The organism is Streptomyces sp. Je 1-332 (assembly GCF_040730185.1).
In the GTDB taxonomy this organism is placed as follows: domain Bacteria; phylum Actinomycetota; class Actinomycetes; order Streptomycetales; family Streptomycetaceae; genus Streptomyces.
Genome location: NZ_CP160402.1, coordinates 1,285,794 through 1,304,729, shown reverse-complemented (window position 1 = coordinate 1,304,729; position 18,936 = coordinate 1,285,794). Strand labels below are relative to the sequence as shown.

Below are 18,936 nucleotides of genomic sequence, written 5' to 3'. Positions count from 1 at the left end.
CTCTCGGGCCCGGTGGCACCACCCCCCAGGTCATCGCTTCGACAGGGGGGACCAGCCATGCCGGGCCCGGAGGCCAGCGGCCCTCTTGCAGGACCGCGGAAAACATAACGGGGGGGCTCCTCACTGCCTGGGCAGAGGGCTTCGCTGCGCGGGGCTTTCCGCTGCGCGGGGCTGCCCAGGCCCTGCGGAACGCCTGCCCACAACGACGGCGGGGCGGTCACGCCTGCCCGCCTCAGAGAACGACGGCGGCGGCTGTCCTCGCCGGGGGAACCGGTGGAGACAGCCGCCGCGATGCCGTGGTCAGCCGTTGCGTGGGCCCGGGAAGATGTTCGGGCGGGGGTCCTCGCGGAGGGCGGGGCTGCCTGCCGTGGGCTGGGTCGGCATCGCGCGGGCCGCGGGCACCGAGGGGAGCGGGGCGCCGACCGGGACCGGAGGGCGGGCGGCCGTGGGGGCGGGGATCGTCTCCGTGGCGCGCTCGGCTTCGGCCGCCGCCTGCGTCGTGGCCCGCCGGGCCCCGTAACGGCGGTGCACCGCCTGCTTGGTCACTCCGAGGGCCGAGCCCACCGCGTCCCACGAGAAGCCCAGCGAGCGGTCGAAGTCCACCGCGGCGGTCACCAGCGTCTCGACGCTGTCCCGCAGCTCCTGGGCGAGGCGGACGGTCGGGGCGGGGGCACGCCCGTACACGACGAAGCCCGCGGAGGGGCTCGAGCGGCGCGGGCGGTAGACGTTGCCGAGCTGGGCGGTGAGCGTACGCAGTGCGTCCACCTGCCGGCGGACCCGCTCGATGTCCCGAACCAGGAGGTGCAGGCTGGCCCGTGCCTGGGCGTCGTGGGTTGCGTGGTCGGCCATGAACAAGCCTCTCGAACCGGCGTTGAAAAGGATCGGGCCGCATGCGCGGCCCGTTGTGGTCAACTCTTTCTTGACCAACGCGCTAGTTCGTGTGGGGTCACGGTGCGGGGGCGCGTACGCATCTGCACGGGGCGCGCGGCCACACGTACGCCCCCGCCGCGAGCGGTGCGGTGCGGTGTGAGGCCGTCGCGCGAAGCTCTCCCGGAGCCGCCCAGCGCGGTCAACGCCCCCGTGGGGCGCGGGTCGGGGGAGGGGCTCATAGACTGGTGCGCTCGCCGTACGTTTCCGTCCCGAGAGGCCGACAGCCACCGATGAAGCTCGTCTTCGCAGGCACCCCCGAGGTCGCCGTCCCCGCCCTGGACGCCCTGATCGCCTCCGACCGGCACGAGGTGGCCGCCGTCGTCACCCGGCCCGACGCCCCCGCCGGCCGCGGCCGCAGGCTCGTCGCGAGCCCCGTCGCCCAGCGCGCGGAGGAAGCCGGCATCGAGGTGCTCAAGCCCGCGAAGCCGCGCGACGAGGAGTTCCTGGCGCGACTTCGGGAGATCGGGCCCGACTGCTGCCCGGTCGTCGCCTACGGGGCTCTGCTGCCCAAGGCCGCCCTGGACGTCCCGGCCCGCGGCTGGGTCAATCTGCACTTCTCGCTGCTGCCCGCCTGGCGTGGAGCAGCGCCCGTGCAGCACGCCGTGATGGCGGGCGACGAGATCACCGGGGCTTCCACCTTCCTGATCGAGCAGGGGCTCGACTCCGGGCCGGTGTACGGGACCGTCACCGAGGTCGTCCGGGCCACCGACACCAGCGGCGACCTGCTCACCCGCCTCGCCTTCGCCGGCTCCGGACTGCTCGCCGCCACCATGGACGGCATCGAGGACGGCTCCCTGAAGGCCGTACCGCAGCCCGCCGACGGTGTCACCCTCGCCCCGAAGATCACCGTCGAGGACGCCCAGGTGGACTGGGCGGCCCCCGCTCTGCGCGTCGACCGCGTCGTGCGTGGCTGCACCCCGGCGCCCGGCGCCTGGTCGGTGTTCCGCGGCGAGCGGTTGAAGATCATCCAGTCCGCGCTCGTCGCGGACCGCACCGACCTCGCTCCCGGCGAGCTCGGCGCCGCAAAGAACAACGTGTACGTCGGTACCGGCTCGCACGCCGTGGAGCTGCTCTGGGTCCAGCCACAGGGCAAGAAGCCGATGCGCGGTGCCGACTGGGCGCGCGGGGTGCGGATCGCCCCGGGTGAGCTGCTCGGCGCGACCGACGTAGGCTGAACAGGTTCGGCCCCCATCCATTAGCGGAGCACCTTTGAACGACCAGCCCAGCCGGCGTCCCCAGAAGCAGGGCAACTCCGGTAAGCCCGCAGCCAAGCCCGGTAAGCCCGGCAAGCCCCACCGCCGTCCCAAGAAGGACCCGGTCCGTTTCCTCGCCTTCGAGGCGTTGCGGGCCGTGGACGAGCGCGACGCCTACGCGAACCTCGTCCTGCCGCCACTGCTGCGCAAGGCGCGCGACAAGGGCGACTTCGACGCGCGTGACGCGGCGCTCGCCACCGAGCTGGTCTACGGGACACTGCGCAGGCAGGGGACGTACGACGCGATCGTGGCCGCCTGCATCGACCGGCCGCTGCGCGAGGTCGACCCGCCGGTCCTCGATGTGCTGAACATGGGCGTTCACCAGTTGCTCGGGACGCGCATCCCGACGCACGCCGCCGTCTCCGCCTCCGTGGAACTGGCACGGGTCGTACTGGGCGACGGGCGGGCCAAGTTCGTCAACGCGGTGCTCCGCAAGGTCGCCGCCGATGATCTCGACGGGTGGGTGGCGAAGGTCGCGCCCTCCTACGACGAGGACGCCGAGGACCACCTCGCCGTCGTCCACTCCCACCCGCGCTGGGTCGTCTCCGCGCTCTGGGACGCGCTCGGCGGCGGACGCGCGGGCATCGAGGACCTTCTGGACGCGGACAACGAGCGGCCCGAAGTGACCCTCGTGGCCCGCCCAGGACGCTCCACCGCCGATGAACTCCTCGACACCGTGGGTGAGGAGTCCGCGCTGCCGGGGCGCTGGTCGCCGTACGCCGTGCGGCTCAGCGAAGGCGGCGAGCCGGGGTCGATCGAGGCCGTGCGCGACGGCCGCGCCGGTGTCCAGGACGAGGGCAGCCAGCTCGTCGCGATCGCACTCGCGAACGCCCCGATCGAGGGGCGGGACGAGAAGTGGCTCGACGGATGCGCGGGCCCCGGCGGCAAGGCCGCCATGCTCGCGGGCCTCGCCTCCGGGCGGGGCGCCGCCCTCCTCGCCGCGGAGAAGCAGCCGCACCGTGCCCGTCTCGTCGCGCAGGCCCTGCGGGGCAACCCGGGCCCGTACGAGGTCATCGCCGCCGACGGCACCCGGCCGCCGTGGCAGCCCGGCACCTTCGACCGGGTCCTGATGGACGTGCCCTGCACGGGACTCGGCGCCCTGCGCCGCCGCCCCGAGGCCCGCTGGCGGCGCCGCCCGGAGGACCTGGAGGGCTTCGCGCCGCTCCAACGAGGGCTGCTGCGCACGGCGTTGGAGTCCGTGCGCGTCGGCGGCGTCGTCGGCTACGCCACCTGTTCACCGCACCTCGCGGAGACCCGTGCCGTCGTCGACGACGTGCTCAAGCAGCACGAGGGGGCCGAACTCATCGACGCGCGGCCGCTGATGCCGGGCGTTCCTGCGCTCGGTGACGGGCCCGACGTCCAGCTGTGGCCGCATCTGCACGGCACGGACGCGATGTACCTAGCCCTGATCCGGCGGACCGCCTGAGACAGTCTTCGCGGGAGCGGGCGTACGGGAGGCCGCCGGGTCCTTGCTCAGGGCGTGCGGCCACCACACCTTCGGGCCCACGTCCAGGAACAGCGCGGTGACCAGGACGGACCGTACGACGAAGGTGTCGAGCAGGACGCCGAGCGCGACCGCGAAGCCGATCTCGGCGAACGCCACCATCGGGAGCGTGCCGAGCGCGGCGAAGGTGCCCGCGAGCACCAGGCCCGCCGACGTGATGACCGCGCCGGTCGCGGCGAGGCCCGTCACCACGCCCGCACGGGTGCCCTGGCGGCCCGCCTCCTCACGGATGCGGGTCGACAGGAAGATGTTGTAGTCGATGCCGAGCGCCACCAGGAACACGAAGACGAAGAGCGGGAAGTCCGTGGACTCGCCCGCGTAGTCGAAGAGGTGGCGGAAGGCGAGCGCGCTGATGCCGAGCGCGGCGGAGAAGGAGAGCACCACCGTCGCGATCAGGAGCAGCGGCGCGACCAGGGCGCGCAGCAGCACCGCGAGGATCAGCAGGACGACCACGAGGACGAGCGGGATCACCAGCTTGTTGTCGTGGGCCGTCGCGCGGTCCATGTCCAGGAGAGCCGCCGTGCCGCCGCCCACCTTCGCGTCCGCGTCGGGCACGGCGTGCACCGCGTCGCGCACCCGCTCCACGGTCTGCTTGGCCGCCTCGCTGTCGGCAGCGGCGGTCGGTGTCGCCTCGAACAGGACCCGGCCCCCGGCCTCCGCCTTGGTCCCCGGCGGTACGCCGACGCTCGCGGGGTCCACACCCCGCGTCTTCGCGACCGCGTCGCGCACCGCGTCGCCCCGGTCCGCCTCCGCCACGATCACCAGCGGGTCACCGCTGCCCGCGGGGAAGTACTTCCCCTGCACCTCCTGGCCCACGATCGAGTCCCGCTTGTCCGTGAAGGAGTCGGCGTTGCTGAGCCCCTCGGCGCGCAGCTGCGTCAGGCCGAGTGCCAGCGCCGCGAGCGCCACCGCCGTGATGCCCCAGGTCAGGCGCGGGCGATGGGCGATACGGCGGCCCATGCGGGCCCAGACGCCGCGCTCGGTGGGCTCCTGCGAGCCGTTGTGCGGGATCAGCGGCCAGAACAGCCACCGGCCGCAGACCACCAGGAGCGCGGGGAACAGCGACAGCATCGCCAGCAGGGCGACCGCGACGCCGATGGCGGCCACGGGGCCAAGGCCGCGCGTCGAGTTCATGTCGGCGGTGAGCAGGACGAGCATGCTGACCACGACCGTGGCGCCGGACGCGATGACCGCGGGGCCCGCCCGGTGCAGGGCGAGCTGCATCGCCTCGTGCCGGTCCTCGTGGCGGCGCAGTTCTTCGCGGTAGCGAGCGACCAGGAGCAGGGCATAGTCCGTCCCCGCGCCGAAGACGAGGACCGTCAAGATGCCCGCGCTCTGGCCGTTGACCGTCAGGCCCGCGTGCTCGGCCAGGAGGTAGATCAGCGCCTGCGCGGCGAACAGGGAGACGACCGCCGCGAGCAGCGGGACGAACAGCAGGACCGGGCTGCGGTAGGTGATCAGGAGGATGACGATGACGACGCCGGCCGCCGAGAGGAGCAGCGTCGAGTCGATGCCCTCGAACGCCTCGGAGAAGTCGGCCGACGTACCGCCTGGCCCCGTGACGTACACCGAGAGGCCGCCCGCGCTCTCCCCCACGCGCTCACGCATGGACTCGACGGCGGGCGTGATCCGCTCCCAGCCCTTCTCGTCCATGGTGATGGGCACGAAGATCTGCGCCGCCTCGGCGGCGGCGGGCCTCTTCGTGTCGAAGAGCGGGCCGCGGGTCTCCTGGCCCCGCACGCCGTGGGCGCGCAGCTCCTTGAGCTCGCCGAGGTCCTCGGTGATCCGCGCGCGGTCCTCGGCGGTGAGACCGCCGTCGCGGGCGTACACCACGATCGCGGGAATCTGTTCGGGCCTGAACTCCTCGGAGATGTCCAGGACTTGGGTGGACTCCGCGGAACCCGGCAGCCAGGACGACGCCTGGTTGTCCTGGGCGTCCGTGAGCTTCTGCGCGAGCGGCGCGGCGGCCACGATCACCACCAGCCAGAACAGCACCACGAGCCACTTGGTGCGCCGCCCGCACACCAGCCAGGCCACTCCTCGGCCCGCCCGGCGCCGGCCCCCGGGCTGCCCGTGCGACCGCACGTCCGACCGTTCGTCCGGCATGGCTACCCCCGCTGCCCCACGTCGTCCCGGTGGACCGCCCAGCATGGCACGCGGTCCATGGTCAAAGGAGCCCGTTGGCTCACGCTACGGACCGCGGAGGGCAACGGGCACGGGACATGGCAGTCTTGGGGCATGGCCGTGCAGATCAACCCCAGCATCCTGTCCGCGGATTTCGCCCGCCTTGCCGAGGAGGCAAGGGCGGTCGAAGGTGCCGACTGGCTCCATGTCGACGTCATGGACAACCACTTCGTTCCCAACCTCACCCTCGGGGTGCCGGTCGTAGAGTCTCTCGCCCGAGCGACGGACACACCGCTGGACTGCCACCTGATGATCGAGGACGTCGATCGCTGGGCTCCGCAGTACGTCGAAGCGGGCGCCGGATCGGTCACCTTCCACGTGGAGGCGGCCGCCGCTCCCGTCCGCCTGGCCCGCGAGATCCGCGCCCAGGGCGCCCGCGCCTCCATGGCGCTGAAGCCCGCGACGCCCATCGAGCCGTACGAGGACCTGCTCTCCGAGCTCGACATGCTGCTGATCATGACCGTCGAGCCGGGGTTCGGCGGCCAGGCGTTCCTCGACATCATGCTCCCGAAGATCCGTCGCACCCGCGAGTTGATCAGCAAGCACGGCCTCGAACTCTGGCTCCAGGTCGACGGCGGCGTCTCCGCCGAGACCATCGAGCGCTGCGCCGAGGCCGGCGCCGACGTCTTCGTGGCCGGCTCGGCGGTGTACGGGGCCGACGACCCGTCCGCGGCGGTACGTGCACTGCGCACCCAGGCGGCCGGGGCGACGTCCACGGCGGCATGGGCGTGCGGCCACTGAGCCACCAATACGTGAACGCAGTCCTTCGGGGCTGATCAAGTACGTCAGATCTGCAAGGATGAACGGCGAACCCAGGTTGCGCTGCGGCAATGCGCGAGAAGCCGTGGCCATGCGCGCGAAGCCCACACCGATGTGTGTGAACGCGTGAACGACAGATGCTTGAAATGACAGTCGTGAAATGACAGTGAGGAGATCGTCGTGTCGACGGGCGGCCGGTCAGCCATGCGGATGGGACCCGCGGAGCTGGTGCAGGCGGCGGCCATGGCCCGCCGCTTCTATCTCGAGGGCAAGTCGAAGATCCAGATCGCCGAGGAGTTCGGCGTGAGCCGCTTCAAGGTGGCCAGGGTCCTGGAGACGGCTCTCGAACGTGACCTCGTACGGATCGAGATCCGTGTGCCCGCCGAGCTCGACGCGGAGCGCTCGGACGCGCTGCGCGCCCGCTACGGCCTGCGGCACGCGGTCGTCGTCGAGTCGCCGGCGCCCGCCGACGAGATCGACGAGTCGCCCGACCCCGAGAACCTCGGCGAGGTCGCGGCCGATCTGCTCGGCGAACTGGTCACCGAGGGCGACGTCCTCGGACTCGCGTGGGGACGCTCGACCATCCACATGGCCGCCGCCCTCGACCAGCTGCCGCCGTGCACCGTGGTGCAGCTGACGGGTGTGTACGACGCGGGGACCGCTGAGCGCGGCTCGGTCGAGGCCGTGCGGCGTGCCGCGCAGGTCTCGGGCGGCGAGGCCCACCCCATCTACGCGCCGATGCTGCTGCCGGACCCGGCCACGGCCGCCGCGTTGCGGAACCAGACCGGGATCGCGCGGGCGTTTGAGTACTTCGACAAGGTCACCGTCGCCGCGGTCTCCATCGGCTCCTGGGAGCCCGGCATCTCCACCGTCCACGACATGCTCAGCGACGAGGAGCGTGCGCATTACGCGTCGCTGGGCGTCGCCGCCGAGATGTCCGCGCACCTCTTCGATGCCGAGGGGCGCAGGGTCGGGCGGGACCTGGGGGAGCGGTGCATCACCGTGGAAGCCGACCGGCTTCGACGGATTCCTGAGGTGGTCGCCATCGCGGGCGGGCAGCGTAAGGCTGCCGCGATTGACGCTGTGCTGCGTTCGGGACTTGTGACCAGCCTCGTCACGGACACGGCTGCGGCTGATCAGTTGATGGTGATGGGGCACACTCCGCATCCTGCGTTGGATCGGGCGGACCCGGACGGTAGCTGACTGCCTGCGGGCGCGCTGTGGCTGGCCGCGCAGTTCCCCGCGCCCCTTCGGGGCGCTGCGGCTCGGGGCCGGCCATGGGAGCATCTGGCCCATGATGCTCCGGTTCGTACCCCGGGCGCTGGGTGCGGCCCTTGTCTGCCTGACCGTCCTCGTCACCGGGTGTTCCTCGGGCGGCGGCAGCAGAGCGGAAGCCTCCGCGTCCGCCCCCGCATGGGCGCCGCACGGCATGCCCGCCGTCCAGGCCGGCCGGCTGCCCGCCGAGGCGCGGCGGACGTTGCGGCTCATCGATGACGGGGGGCCGTTCCCGTACGCCAAGGACGGCTCCGTCTTCGGCAACTTCGAGGGCGAGCTGCCGAAGCAGCGGCGCGGCCACTACCGCGAGTACACCGTCCCCACCCCCGGCGAACGCGACCGGGGCGCGCGGCGGATCGTCACCGGGAGCGGTGGCGAGACCTACTACACGGACGACCACTACGCGTCCTTCAAGGCGGTACTGAGATGACGCCCGAACAGCTGCCCCCGGAGCCGCTGACGCCCGTGCTGGAGGCCGTCCGTGCCGCCGGTATGGCCACCGTCTCGCTCGACCTGAGCGGCGTGCGCGACAAGGCCGCCTTCATGGAGCGCTGCGCCCGCGCGCTCGACCTGCCCGAGTGGTTCGGGCGCAACTGGGACGCGCTCGCCGACTGCCTCACCGACCTGGGTGCCGCGTCCGCCGCGCCCGGACGGCTCCTCGCCGTCACCGCCTGGCAGGAGTACGCCGAGGCCGCCCCCCAGGAGTGGATCGTCGCCCAGGAGGTGTTCACGGATGCCGTGGAGTACGCCCGGGAGCGCGGGACCGGCCTGGAGATCGTTCTCGCGCTCGGCACGCGCTCCTGAGCGGAGGGTGACCGTCCGGGGCGGCGCTTGGAGGATCCGACCAGGTCTTCGGCAGCCCGGCTGGGTGATCATCCCAGGCGGCGCATCGCCCCGGGCATGGGACACTGAAGTACGTGCTTTTCCCTCGGCCTAACTGTCCGGGGGCCACCTCTGAACGACTGGGATGAGCAGCACGTGCGCTTCCTCAATGACATCCAGCCTGCGTACGACCTGACGTACGACGACGTCTTCATGGTGCCGAGGCGCTCCGCCGTCGGATCGCGTCAGGGCGTCGACCTCTCGTCGCCGGACGGCACCGGCACCACGATCCCGCTGGTCGTCGCGAACATGACCGCGATCGCCGGACGCCGCATGGCTGAGACCGTCGCCCGCCGCGGTGGCCTCGTCGTGATCCCGCAGGACATTCCGATCGAGGTCGTCACCGAGGTCATCTCCTGGGTCAAGACGCGCCACCACGTCCTGGACACCCCCATCGTCCTGGCCCCCACGCAGACCGTCGCCGACGCGCTCGCGCTGCTGTCCAAGCGCGCACACAACGCCGGCGTCGTCGTGGACGCTGACCAGAAGCCGGTCGGCGTCGTCACCGACACGGACCTGAACGGCGTCGACCGCTTCACCCAGCTCTCCGAGGTCATGTCCAAGGACCTCGTGCTGCTCGACGCGGACATCGACCCGATCGAGGCGTTCAACAAGCTGGACCACGCCAACCGCCGCTACGCCCCCGCCGTGGGCAAGGACGGCCGCCTCGCCGGCATCCTGACCCGCACGGGCGCCCTGCGCGCGACGCTCTACTCGCCCGCACTCGACGCCAACGGCAAGCTGCGCATCGCCGCCGCCGTCGGCATCAACGGCGACGTCGCCGCCAAGGCCAAGCAGCTCCTCGACGCGGGCGCCGACACGCTCGTCGTGGACACCGCGCACGGCCACCAGGAGTCGATGATCGCCGCGGTCAAGGCCGTGCGCGCGCTCGACCCGCAGGTGCCGATCGTCGCGGGCAACATCGTCGCCGCCGAGGGCGTACGGGACCTGATCGAGGCCGGTGCCGACATCATCAAGGTCGGTGTGGGCCCCGGCGCCATGTGCACCACGCGCATGATGACCGGCGTCGGCCGCCCGCAGTTCTCCGCGGTGCTCGAATGCGCCGCCGAGGCCGCGAAGTTCGGCAAGCACGTGTGGGCCGACGGCGGCGTCCGCCACCCCCGTGACGTCGCCATGGCGCTGGCCGCCGGTGCGTCGAACGTCATGATCGGCTCATGGTTCGCCGGGACGTACGAGTCCCCGGGCGACCTGCAGCAGGACGCCAACGGCCGCCTCTACAAGGAGTCGTTCGGCATGGCGTCGGCCCGGGCGGTCAAGAACCGCACCAGCGAGGAGTCGGCGTACGACCGTGCTCGCAAGGCGCTGTTCGAGGAGGGCATCTCGACCTCGCGGATGTTCCTGGACCCGGAGCGCCCCGGCGTCGAGGACCTGATCGACTCGATCATCGCGGGCGTCCGTTCCTCCTGCACGTACGCCGGTGCGGGTTCGCTGGCGGAGTTCGCCGAGCGGGCCACCGTGGGTGTGCAGAGCGCCGCGGGCTACGCGGAGGGCAAGCCGCTGCACGCCAGCTGGAGCTAGTCGCTCCGCGGGGAGCTGCGCACTTGGCCGCGGGTGCGTCACGGCTGGTCGCGCAGTTCCCCGCGCCCCATCGGGGGCGCCCCTTCACCGTGCGCCCCCGATGGTCGGATACGGGAACTTCACGCTTACCCCGCCGTCCACGACGAGCGTCTGCCCGGTGATGTACGAGGACAGTGGCGAGGCGAAGAAGAGCAGGGCCGACGCGATGTCCGAGGTTTCGGCCACCCGCGCCAACGGAGCGTCGCGCGCGTTGAGTTCGCGGCCCTCCTCGCCGATCAGGGCCGCCACCCGCGGCGTCCAGACGACTCCGGGCGCCACCGCGTTCACCCGTACCCCGCGCGGGCCGTACTCCACCGCCGCCGAGCGGACCAGGGAGATCAGGCCCGCCTTGGCCGCGCCGTACGCCGCGTGGAGGGGCGCTGCCGTCAGGCCCGACACGGACGCGACGAAGACCAGCGGGCCGCCGCCCGCGTCGGCGAGCGCCTCACCGCCGTACTGCACCGCCAGCCAGGCGTGCCGCAGGACCAGGGAGAAGTGCCAGTCCCAGGACGCGTCGTCCAGCTCGCCCAGGGGTGCGTAGCGGGCCATGCCCACGATGTCGACGACGCCGTGCACCGTGCCCAACTCCCGGCGTGCGTAGGCAAAGAGCTCCCGTACCTCTTCGCGCCTCGTCACGTCCGCGACGTACGGGACACCTCCCGTCTCGGCGGCGACGGCCTCCGCGCGGCCTTGGTCGAGATCCACGCACAGGACCCGCGCGCCCGCCGCCGTGAGCGCGTGCGCGGTCTGGCGGCCGATGCCGTTGCCCGCTCCGAGGAGGACGATGGCGTGGTCGTCCAGGCGGTGCAGGGCGGCGTAGTCGGGGACGGGGGAGGTGTCTAGGGTGTCGGAAGTGTCGAGGGATTCTCCGCTCACGGTGCCGACCGCCGTGGCCGGTATGACGCCAGTTCCGGGATGACTTCCTTGCCCAGGATCTCGATCGTGCGCAGGATCTCCTGATGCTCCAGATAACCCCACTGGACGTAACAGATGAGCTGGTCGATGCCGAGGTCGGCGTAGCGCTTGGCCTTGCGGACGACGGTCTCCGCGTCGCCGATGAGGATCATGTCGCCGTCGCTGAACTCCTCGACGGGGACGTGCCCTTCGATGATCGGGGTGAGGAAGGGGAACGTCTGCTCGCGCTCGTCGGGGGAGAGGTGCGGCAGTTCCCAGTCGAGCGTGAACTGGGCGAGGTTGCGGTACCACCAGGCCACCGAGTCCCAGACCCGCTGCGAGGGCCGGTCCGCCACGTGCACCAGCGTGTACGCGCTGACGCGGTCCGTGGTGACGTCCGTGATGGGGGAGGGGGTGCGCGCTGCCGTTCGGTAGGCGGCGACCTGGCGGGCCATCACCTCCAGCGGCTGCATGATCGAGAAGGAGAGCAGGCCGAGGCCCGCCGCGCCCGCCACCTCCGCCGAACCGGGGGACGTCGCCGCCATCCAGCACGGCGGATGCGGGTCCTGGAACGGCTTCGGCGTGACCATCCGGCGGGGGAAGCTGAACCGTTCGGACTCGTAGGCGAAGTACTCCTCGCGCCACATGCCCGTCACGATCTCGATCGCCTCGCGCCAGTCGGACCGCGACTGCTCGCGATCGACCCCGAATGCCGTCTGTTCCATGGGAGTTGAACGGCCTGTGCCCCACTCCACGCGGCCGTCCGAGAGTACGTCGACCGCCGCGACCTTCTCCGCGATCCGCTGCGGGGGAGTGAAGCCGAACGGGGTGAGGGTGACGCCGAAACCGAGGCGTATCCGCTCGGTGAGCGCCGCGAGATGGCCGAGGAGCACCTCGGGCGCGGGGCAGTGCGAACGGCCCTCGCGGAAGTGGTGCTCCACCGCCCACACGGTGCGGAAGCCGACGCGGTCCGCGAGCCGGATCTGTTCCACTGCCTCGCGATAGGCGCGCTGCTCGGCCGTGCGCTGGCCGTGCGGATGGGGTCCGTTCCAGGGCTTCGGTACGTCGATCTCGTACAGCACATCGAGGTCCATGGGCTTCTGCCTCCCTCTCGGCCGGAGTGCACGATGGGATAGATCTGACGAAGTGTCAATCGCCTCCCCGGCGCCCCCGCACGCAACGGACGAAACGGACCGCGCAACAAAGACCCGCAGGAATGGGAAGTACGCAACGATCATGCGGGGCTGCGCAAGGTTGCTGCATTACGTACGTGAAGCGCGCCTCATAGAGTCGTCCGCTGTACGTGGTGTGGCGGGGACCGCCTGCTCGGCGGTCCCCATCCATGCGTGGGAGCTGCCGCCGGTCCCGCCGCCCTGACCGGCAGCGATGAAGGAGCCACGCGTGCTCGACCAAGGCGCACCCCCGCAGAACCGCCCAAGCCCCCCGGGGGCCACCGGACTCGGCAGCCGCCTGATGCGGCGCAAGCCGGTGGAACTCCTGGTCGCGGAGGGTGGCAAGGGCGAAGGTGGCTCGCTGCGGCGCTCCCTCGGCATGTGGCAGCTGACCATGATCAGCATCGGCGCCACGCTCGGCACCGGCATCTTCGTCGTCCTCGGCGAGAGCGTCCCCAAGGCCGGGCCCGCCGTCACCATCTCCTTCGTGATCGCCGGTCTCACCGCCCTCTTCTCCGCGCTCTCGTACGCCGAGCTCGCCGGTTCCATACCGGTCGCGGGCTCCTCGTACTCGTACGCGTACGCAACGATGGGTGAACTCGTCGCCTGGGTCTGCGGCTGGTGCCTGGTCCTGGAGTACGGCGTCTCGGTGGCGGCGGTCGCCGTCGGCTGGGGCGAATATCTCAACGAACTGCTCAACGGGACCATCGGCGTCACGATCCCGGACGCCCTCTCGGCGGCCCCCGGTGAGGTCGACGGCGCCATCATCAACCTGCCCGGCCTGATCGTCGTCCTGCTCGCCATGGTGTTCCTGCTCGGCGGCGCCAAGGAGTCGGCGACGGCCAACACGATCATGGTGATCGTGAAGATCGCCGCGCTCGTGCTCTTCTGCACCATCGGCTTCATGGGCTTCAAGTCGGGCAACTACTCCGACTTCATGCCGCTCGGCACCGCCGGCGTCAGCGCCGCCGCCGCGAGCCTGTTCTTCTCGTACATCGGCTTCGACGCCGCGTCCACCGCAGGTGAGGAAGCGAAGAACCCGCAGCGCGACCTGCCCCGCGCGATCATGCTCTCGCTGATCATCGTCACGTCCCTCTACGTCCTGGTCGCGGCCGTCGCCGTCGGCGCCTGGAACTGGACGGACTTCGAGGGCTCCGAAGCCGCGCTCGCCGCGATCATGAACGACGTCAGCGGCCAGAGCATGTGGGGCACGATCCTCGCCGCCGGCGCGGTCATCTCCATCGCGTCCGTCGTCCTGACCGTCCTCTACGGCCAGACCCGCGTCCTGTTCGCGATGTCCCGCGACGGCCTGGTCCCCAAGGTGTTCGGCAAGGTCAGCAAGAAGACCGGCACGCCCCGCGTGAACACCGTCATCGTGTCGCTGTTCTGCGCGGCGCTCGCCTCGGTCATCCCGCTCGGCAAGCTCGTCGACGCCACCAGCATCGGTACGCTCTTCGCGTTCGGCCTGGTCAACATCGCGGTGATCGTGCTTCGCCGGACCCGCCCCGACATGCCGCGCACCTTCCGGGTGCCGCTCGGCTGGCTCTTCCCGGTGCTCGGCTTCGGCTTCTGCGCCTACAACATGTTCAGCCTCGACTCCGTCACCTGGGTCGTGTTCGGTGTCTGGATGGCCGTCGGCCTCGTGTTCTACTTCCTGTACGGCATGAGCCGCTCCCGATTGGCCTCCGCAGAGAAGTGATCCACCCCCAGTGCGACTGAACGATCTCGACGAACGCATCGTGCACGCCCTCGCCGAGGACGCCCGCCGCTCCTACGCCGACATCGGCCAGCTGGTCGGGCTCTCCGCGCCCGCCGTGAAGCGGCGCGTGGACCGGCTGCGGGAGACCGGGGCCATCACGGGATTCACCGTGCGGGTCGACCCGGCCGCGCTGGGCTGGGAGACCGAGGGTTTCATCGAGATCTACTGCCGTCGCAACACCTCGCCGGAGGCGATCCGGCGAGGCCTGGAGAGATATCCGGAGATCGCGTCCGCCTCCACCGTCACCGGGGAGGCGGACGCCGTCGTCCAGGTCTTCGCCGCCGACATGCGGCACTTCGAGCGGGTGCTCGAACGGATCGCGGGCGAGCACTTCGTGGAGCGTACGAAGTCCGTGCTCGTCCTCTCGCCCCTGATGCGCCGGTTCTCCTCCGGAGCGCCTGCCTAGCTCTTCATCGGCAGTACGTGCAGGTCGCCGCTGCCCGGCCTCGTCTTGTCGAACGGGGCCGCGCTCACGCACTTGGGCATGTCGTCCGGCAGGTCGTTCGGGATGCCGACCATGGCCCAGCTGTAGCCGAAGCGGTCCTGCTTGCCCTGGTCGTGGACCGTCATCCCGACGCGCTTGCCGATCGCCCCTTTCAGGCCGCCGTCCGCCTTCGTGACGACCGCCGACACCGTGGCGACCTTTCCGCCGGTCAGCAGGCAGTCCACGCGCGCCTCGGCGGACCCGCCGAACTTGGGGTTCTCCATGTAGTGGCTGAACTTGATGGTGCCGTACGCGGTCGTGGGGTCGTTCTTGCCCTTGGCGTCCAGATGGGCGTCGAAGGTGACCGTGGCGTCGTCGCCGGGGCGGCGGTCCAGCATGGCGGTCCCGGTCAGGGAGGCCGCCTCGCGCCCAGGGTGCGGAGTGCTGGACGCGGTCGCGGGGCCCGTGGCTCCGGCGAGTGCGAGGAGCGCGGCGCCGACGGCGACGGCTCGGATGAAGGTGGAGCGGCGGTTCATGTGACGTCCCCGTCCGGCTGTGGTCCGCCCGGTCCCTCCGGGCGTGATCCACACTCGCGTGAGCCGAAGCCCGCCGCATCGTGCGCGAGGGGGTGACCTCCTCCGCCGCGCGGCGGAGGAGGAGGCGCCGGGGCCGCCCGGTGAATCAGCCGTCAGCCGGTCGGGTACGTGGGGTGCCAGGGCTTTACGTGAAAGTCGCCGGTGCCCTGCTTGACCTTCTCGAAGGGGGCCGCGCTCGTGCACTTGGGCAGCTTCTTGGTCCCGTCGGGGCCGCCCACCGAGGCCCAGCTGTAGCCCACGCGGTCGTGCTTGCCCTGGTCGTGGACCGTGAAGCCTACGCGGCCGCCCTTGATGCCCTTCAGATTGCTGCCGGTGATGATGCCGGTGGCCGTGGCGACCTTGCCGCCCGTCATCAGGCAGTCGATGCGCCCCTCGGCCCAGCCGCCCTTGCCGCCCGGCTTGTCGAGGTGGACGAAGCGGAAGGTGCCGGTCGCCTTGTCGGGGCGCATGTTGTCGCGCCGCGCGAGATGGGCGTCGAAGGTGAACGTCACGTCCTCGGTGGTCGCCCGGTACAGCTTCGCGCTGCCGGTGAGGGCGGCGGCCTCGCGGGCACGGGTGTCCGAGGCCGCCTGATGTGTCCCGCCGTTGTCCGAAGCGACGGCGGCTCCCACCGCCCCCACGGACATCAGCAGGGCGGTCCCCACGGCGATCACGCGGCTGCGAGTGCCGGTCAGGCGGCCGGCGGTCGTCCAGGTGCTTGCGTTGCGGCTGTCGCGGCTGTTGCGCATGTTGCGGCTCACGGGAAGCCTCCTGTTGCGGGCCGTTCACCCGGTCCTTCCGGGCCAGATCACGGTCTCGCGGCAGGGGGCGTCGGCACGTCCGGCCGCGGGCGGCAATCCGCCTCCGCCGCGCGGCAGGGACGGCGTCCGTGCCCCCTGCTCCCGGCGGCGGACACCACTACGACCCCGGTCCCACTCCGCCGCGCAACGAATCGCCGCCCCGAGCCCCGCACGCGCAACAGATCGAGCAGCGGCCCGCAACGCTCGCGCCTTGTCCGGGCATGGCCGCCGACCGTACCGTCTAACGGACCCCACCTGCCCCTTCGTACGCCACGAGGATCCGCCATGCCTGCGCTGCGCACCGCCCTGCTCCAGAGTTCCGGGCAGCTCGGCTCCGTCGCCGAGAACCTCAAGGCGCTCGACGACGCCGCGGGCCGTGCGGCCGCAGCGGGGGCCGGGCTGCTCGTGGCGCCCGAGCTGTACCTCACGGGGTACGCCATCGGCGACGACGTCGCGCGCCTGGCGGAGCCCGCCGACGGGCCCTCCGCCATCGCGATTGCGGAGACCGCCCTGCGCCACGGTGTCGCGGTGGCCTACGGCTACCCGGAGCGGGACGGGGAGCACGTCTTCAACTCCGTCCAGCTGATCGGCCCCGACGGTGCGCGCCTGGCGAACTACCGCAAGACCCACCTCTTCGGCTGCTTCGAGCGCGACCACTTCACGCCCGGCGAACAGGCCGTCGTACAGGCCGAGTTGGGCGGTCTGCGGATCGGCCTGATGATCTGCTACGACGTGGAGTTCCCGGAGAACGTCCGCGCGCACGCCCTCGCGGGCACCGACCTGCTGCTCGTGCCCACGGCCCAGATGCACCCCTTCCAGTTCGTCGCCGAGTCGGTCGTGCCGGTGCGCGCCTTCGAGAACCAGATGTACGTCGCCTACGTCAACCGGGTCGGCAAGGAAGGGGAGTTCGAGTTCGTCGGACTCTCCACGCTGGCAGGGCCCGACGGAGTCGCCCGCACCCGCGCCGGACGGGACGAACAGCTGGTGTTCGCCGACGCGGACCCGGCCTTCCTCGCCGCGTCGCGCGAGGCCAACCCCTATCTGCGCGACCGCCGCCCGGGTATGTACGCGTCCCTGGTCCGACCCGCCTGAGCCTCCCCCCTGCCCCCTTCTGCCGTTCTGCCGTTCTGCCGTTCCCGCAAGGAGTCCGTACCCCATGACGTCCACGGTGCCCACCGCCGTCCAGCACACCGACGCGCAGCCGCCGATCACCATGTTCGGTCCGGACTTCCCTTACGCGTACGACGACTTCCTCGCGCACCCGGCCGGCCTCGGCCAGATACCCGCGACCGAGCACGGCACGGAGGTCGCCGTCATCGGCGGCGGCCTGTCCGGCATCGTCGCGGCGTACGAACTGATGAAGATGGGCCTCAAGCCCGTCGTCTACGAGGCCGACCAGATCGGCGGGCGGCTGCGCACCGTCGGCTTCGACGGCTGCGACGAGAACCTCACCGCCGAGATGGGCGCGATGCGCTTCCCGCCGTCCTCGACGGCGCTCCAGCACTACATCGACCTCGTGGGCCTCAAGACCCAGGCGTTCCCCAACCCGCTCGCGGAGTCCACCCCCTCGACGGTCGTCGACCTCAAGGGCGAGTCCCACTACGCGACGACCGTCGACGACCTGCCGCAGGTCTACCGCGACGTGATGAACGCCTGGAACTCCTGCCTGGAGGAGGGTGCCGACTTCTCCGACATGAACCGCGCCCTGCGCGAGCGCGACGTGCCGAAGATCCGCGAGATCTGGTCCAAGCTCGTCGAGAAGCTCGACAACCAGACCTTCTACGGTTTCCTCTGCGACTCCGAGGCCTTCAAGTCCTTCCGGCACCGCGAGATCTTCGGCCAGGTCGGCTTCGGCACGGGCGGCTGGGACACCGACTTCCCGAACTCCATCCTGGAGATCCTGCGCGTCGTCTACACCGAGGCCGACGACCACCACCGCGGCATCGTCGGCGGCAGCCAGCAGTTGCCCCTGCGGATGTGGGACCGCGAGCCGCAGAAGATCGTGCACTGGGACCTCGGCACCTCCCTGAGCTCGCTGCACGAGGGTGGCCTGCCGAAGCCCGCAGTGACCCGCCTCGACCGCACCGCGGGCAACCGCGTCACCGTCACCGACGCCTCGGGCGACATCCGCACCTACCAGGCGGCGATCTTCACCGCCCAGTCCTGGATGCTGCTGTCGAAGATCGCGTGCGACGACACGCTCTTCCCCATCGACCACTGGACGGCGATGGAGCGGACCCACTACATGGAGTCCTCGAAGCTCTTCGTGCCCGTCGACCGGCCGTTCTGGCTGGACAAGGACGAGGAGACGGGCCGTGACGTCATGTCGATGACGCTCACCGACCGTATGACGCGCGGGACTTACCTGCTCGACGACGGTCCGGACAAGCCCGCCACCATCTGCCTCTCCTACACCTGGTGCGACGACAGCCTGAAGTGGCTGCCGCTGTCGGCGAACGAGCGCATGGAAGTCATGCTCAAGTCGCTCGGCGAGATCTATCCCAAGGTCGACATCCGCAAGCACATCATCGGCAACCCGGTGACGGTGTCGTGGGAGAACGAGCCCTACTTCATGGGCGCGTTCAAGGCCAACCTGCCGGGCCACTACCGCTACCAGCGGCGCCTGTTCACGCACTTCATGCAGGATCGCCTGCCGGCGGACAAGCGGGGGATCTTCCTCGCCGGGGATGACATCTCCTGGACGGCGGGGTGGGCGGAGGGTGCGGTCACGACCGCCCTGAACGCCGTGTGGGGCGTCATGCATCACTTTGGCGGGGCCACGGACGCGACCAACCCTGGTCCGGGGGACGTGTACGACGAGATTGCTCCCGTCGAGCTGCCTGAGGACTGACCGCCGTTCCGGGTGGGGCGCGTGGGAACCTGACAGTCCGTTGTGGCTGGTCGCGCAGTTCCCCGCGCCCCTAAGACAAGCGCCCCTTCGGGGCGG

17 protein-coding genes are annotated in these 18,936 nt (G+C 71.1%); 11 read left to right on the top strand and 6 right to left on the bottom strand.

Features of this window, described 5'->3' with window-relative positions; translation table 11 throughout:
* Positions 1 to 300: 300 nt before the first annotated feature.
* Positions 301 to 849 carry a hypothetical protein gene (locus ABXJ52_RS06080; protein WP_367039899.1) on the bottom strand — a complete coding sequence of 183 codons (549 nt, stop codon included), beginning with the start codon at positions 847 to 849 and terminating at the stop codon, positions 301 to 303.
* A gap of 311 nt (positions 850 to 1,160) precedes the next feature.
* Here ABXJ52_RS06080 and fmt point away from each other — a divergent pair, with 311 nt between their 5' ends.
* Positions 1,161 to 2,105, top strand: a complete 945-nt coding sequence (gene fmt / locus ABXJ52_RS06075; protein ID WP_367039897.1) for a methionyl-tRNA formyltransferase — start codon at positions 1,161 to 1,163, stop codon at positions 2,103 to 2,105.
* Positions 2,106 to 2,139: 34 nt separating this feature from the next.
* A complete protein-coding gene (locus tag ABXJ52_RS06070; protein WP_367039895.1) occupies positions 2,140 to 3,609 on the top strand; it encodes a transcription antitermination factor NusB in 1,470 nt (489 codons plus the stop codon).
* Here ABXJ52_RS06070 and ABXJ52_RS06065 read toward each other — a convergent pair.
* Positions 3,583 to 5,793 carry an MMPL family transporter gene (locus ABXJ52_RS06065; protein WP_367039893.1) on the bottom strand — a complete coding sequence of 737 codons (2,211 nt, stop codon included), beginning with the start codon at positions 5,791 to 5,793 and terminating at the stop codon, positions 3,583 to 3,585. The two genes, ABXJ52_RS06070 and ABXJ52_RS06065, sit on opposite strands and share 27 nt — an antisense overlap.
* 132 nt (positions 5,794 to 5,925) lie before the next feature.
* Here ABXJ52_RS06065 and rpe point away from each other — a divergent pair, with 132 nt between their 5' ends.
* From rpe to ABXJ52_RS06040, 5 genes are all read left to right on the top strand, one after another.
* Positions 5,926 to 6,612 (top strand): ribulose-phosphate 3-epimerase, encoded by a 687-nt coding sequence (gene rpe / locus ABXJ52_RS06060; protein WP_367039891.1) that lies wholly within the window; start codon positions 5,926 to 5,928, stop codon positions 6,610 to 6,612.
* 222 nt (positions 6,613 to 6,834) lie between these two features.
* Complete coding sequence (locus ABXJ52_RS06055; protein WP_363211159.1) at positions 6,835 to 7,833, top strand: sugar-binding domain-containing protein; 999 nt, start codon at positions 6,835 to 6,837, stop codon at positions 7,831 to 7,833.
* A 91-nt stretch (positions 7,834 to 7,924) separates the two neighbouring features.
* The gene (locus tag ABXJ52_RS06050) at positions 7,925 to 8,335 is read left to right on the top strand and encodes a ribonuclease domain-containing protein (RefSeq protein WP_367039889.1); all 411 of its coding nucleotides are present in this window, start codon (positions 7,925 to 7,927) and stop codon (positions 8,333 to 8,335) included.
* The gene (locus tag ABXJ52_RS06045) at positions 8,332 to 8,709 is read left to right on the top strand and encodes a barstar family protein (RefSeq protein ID WP_367039887.1); all 378 of its coding nucleotides are present in this window, start codon (positions 8,332 to 8,334) and stop codon (positions 8,707 to 8,709) included. Before ABXJ52_RS06050 ends, ABXJ52_RS06045 begins: the two co-directional genes overlap by 4 nt.
* Positions 8,710 to 8,883: 174 nt before the next feature.
* Positions 8,884 to 10,326, top strand: a complete 1,443-nt coding sequence (locus ABXJ52_RS06040; protein ID WP_367039885.1) for a GuaB1 family IMP dehydrogenase-related protein — start codon at positions 8,884 to 8,886, stop codon at positions 10,324 to 10,326.
* A gap of 84 nt (positions 10,327 to 10,410) precedes the next feature.
* Here ABXJ52_RS06040 and ABXJ52_RS06035 read toward each other — a convergent pair whose 3' ends face one another.
* Both ABXJ52_RS06035 and ABXJ52_RS06030 read right to left on the bottom strand, forming a co-directional pair.
* Positions 10,411 to 11,241, bottom strand: coding sequence for an SDR family oxidoreductase (locus ABXJ52_RS06035; protein ID WP_367039883.1), 831 nt, complete (start codon positions 11,239 to 11,241; stop codon positions 10,411 to 10,413).
* Entirely contained in the window at positions 11,238 to 12,353 is a 1,116-nt protein-coding gene (locus ABXJ52_RS06030; RefSeq protein WP_367039881.1) for an LLM class flavin-dependent oxidoreductase, read from the bottom strand. Before ABXJ52_RS06030 ends, ABXJ52_RS06035 begins: the two co-directional genes overlap by 4 nt.
* Before the next feature lie 307 nt (positions 12,354 to 12,660).
* Between ABXJ52_RS06030 and ABXJ52_RS06025 the strand changes: the two genes are divergently transcribed.
* Both ABXJ52_RS06025 and ABXJ52_RS06020 read left to right on the top strand, forming a co-directional pair.
* Positions 12,661 to 14,130 carry an amino acid permease gene (locus tag ABXJ52_RS06025; protein ID WP_367039879.1) on the top strand — a complete coding sequence of 490 codons (1,470 nt, stop codon included), beginning with the start codon at positions 12,661 to 12,663 and terminating at the stop codon, positions 14,128 to 14,130.
* Positions 14,131 to 14,140: 10 nt separating this feature from the next.
* Positions 14,141 to 14,596, top strand: a complete 456-nt coding sequence (locus tag ABXJ52_RS06020; protein ID WP_160503743.1) for an Lrp/AsnC family transcriptional regulator — start codon at positions 14,141 to 14,143, stop codon at positions 14,594 to 14,596.
* Here ABXJ52_RS06020 and ABXJ52_RS06015 read toward each other — a convergent pair.
* Entirely contained in the window at positions 14,593 to 15,150 is a 558-nt protein-coding gene (locus tag ABXJ52_RS06015) for a Repetin (RefSeq protein ID WP_367039877.1), read from the bottom strand. The genes ABXJ52_RS06020 and ABXJ52_RS06015 overlap by 4 nt on opposite strands.
* Positions 15,151 to 15,302: 152 nt before the next feature.
* Positions 15,303 to 15,836, bottom strand: a complete 534-nt coding sequence (locus ABXJ52_RS06010; protein ID WP_367048840.1) for a Repetin — start codon at positions 15,834 to 15,836, stop codon at positions 15,303 to 15,305.
* Between the two features lie 447 nt (positions 15,837 to 16,283).
* Between ABXJ52_RS06010 and ABXJ52_RS06005 the strand changes: the two genes are divergently transcribed.
* Both ABXJ52_RS06005 and ABXJ52_RS06000 read left to right on the top strand, forming a co-directional pair.
* Positions 16,284 to 17,081, top strand: coding sequence for a carbon-nitrogen hydrolase family protein (locus ABXJ52_RS06005; RefSeq protein ID WP_367048839.1), 798 nt, complete (start codon positions 16,284 to 16,286; stop codon positions 17,079 to 17,081).
* A 64-nt stretch (positions 17,082 to 17,145) separates the two neighbouring features.
* Positions 17,146 to 18,840, top strand: coding sequence for an NAD(P)/FAD-dependent oxidoreductase (locus ABXJ52_RS06000; RefSeq protein ID WP_367039875.1), 1,695 nt, complete (start codon positions 17,146 to 17,148; stop codon positions 18,838 to 18,840).
* Positions 18,841 to 18,936: the final 96 nt, after the last annotated feature.

What these genes read in the sequence shown, in the direction of transcription:
- fmt (WP_367039897.1), top strand. Translation starts at nt 1,161, where the DNA reads ATGAAGCTCGTCTTCGCAGGCACCCCCGAGGTCGCCGTCCCCGCCCTG.
- ABXJ52_RS06030 (WP_367039881.1), bottom strand. Translation starts at nt 12,353, where the DNA reads ATGGACCTCGATGTGCTGTACGAGATCGACGTACCGAAGCCCTGGAAC.
- ABXJ52_RS06065 (WP_367039893.1), bottom strand. Translation starts at nt 5,793, where the DNA reads ATGCCGGACGAACGGTCGGACGTGCGGTCGCACGGGCAGCCCGGGGGC.
- ABXJ52_RS06015 (WP_367039877.1), bottom strand. Translation starts at nt 15,150, where the DNA reads ATGAACCGCCGCTCCACCTTCATCCGAGCCGTCGCCGTCGGCGCCGCG.
- ABXJ52_RS06010 (WP_367048840.1), bottom strand. Translation starts at nt 15,836, where the DNA reads ATGTCCGTGGGGGCGGTGGGAGCCGCCGTCGCTTCGGACAACGGCGGG.
- ABXJ52_RS06050 (WP_367039889.1), top strand. Translation starts at nt 7,925, where the DNA reads ATGATGCTCCGGTTCGTACCCCGGGCGCTGGGTGCGGCCCTTGTCTGC.
- ABXJ52_RS06055 (WP_363211159.1), top strand. Translation starts at nt 6,835, where the DNA reads ATGCGGATGGGACCCGCGGAGCTGGTGCAGGCGGCGGCCATGGCCCGC.
- ABXJ52_RS06000 (WP_367039875.1), top strand. Translation starts at nt 17,146, where the DNA reads ATGACGTCCACGGTGCCCACCGCCGTCCAGCACACCGACGCGCAGCCG.
- rpe (WP_367039891.1), top strand. Translation starts at nt 5,926, where the DNA reads ATGGCCGTGCAGATCAACCCCAGCATCCTGTCCGCGGATTTCGCCCGC.
- ABXJ52_RS06045 (WP_367039887.1), top strand. Translation starts at nt 8,332, where the DNA reads ATGACGCCCGAACAGCTGCCCCCGGAGCCGCTGACGCCCGTGCTGGAG.
- ABXJ52_RS06080 (WP_367039899.1), bottom strand. Translation starts at nt 849, where the DNA reads ATGGCCGACCACGCAACCCACGACGCCCAGGCACGGGCCAGCCTGCAC.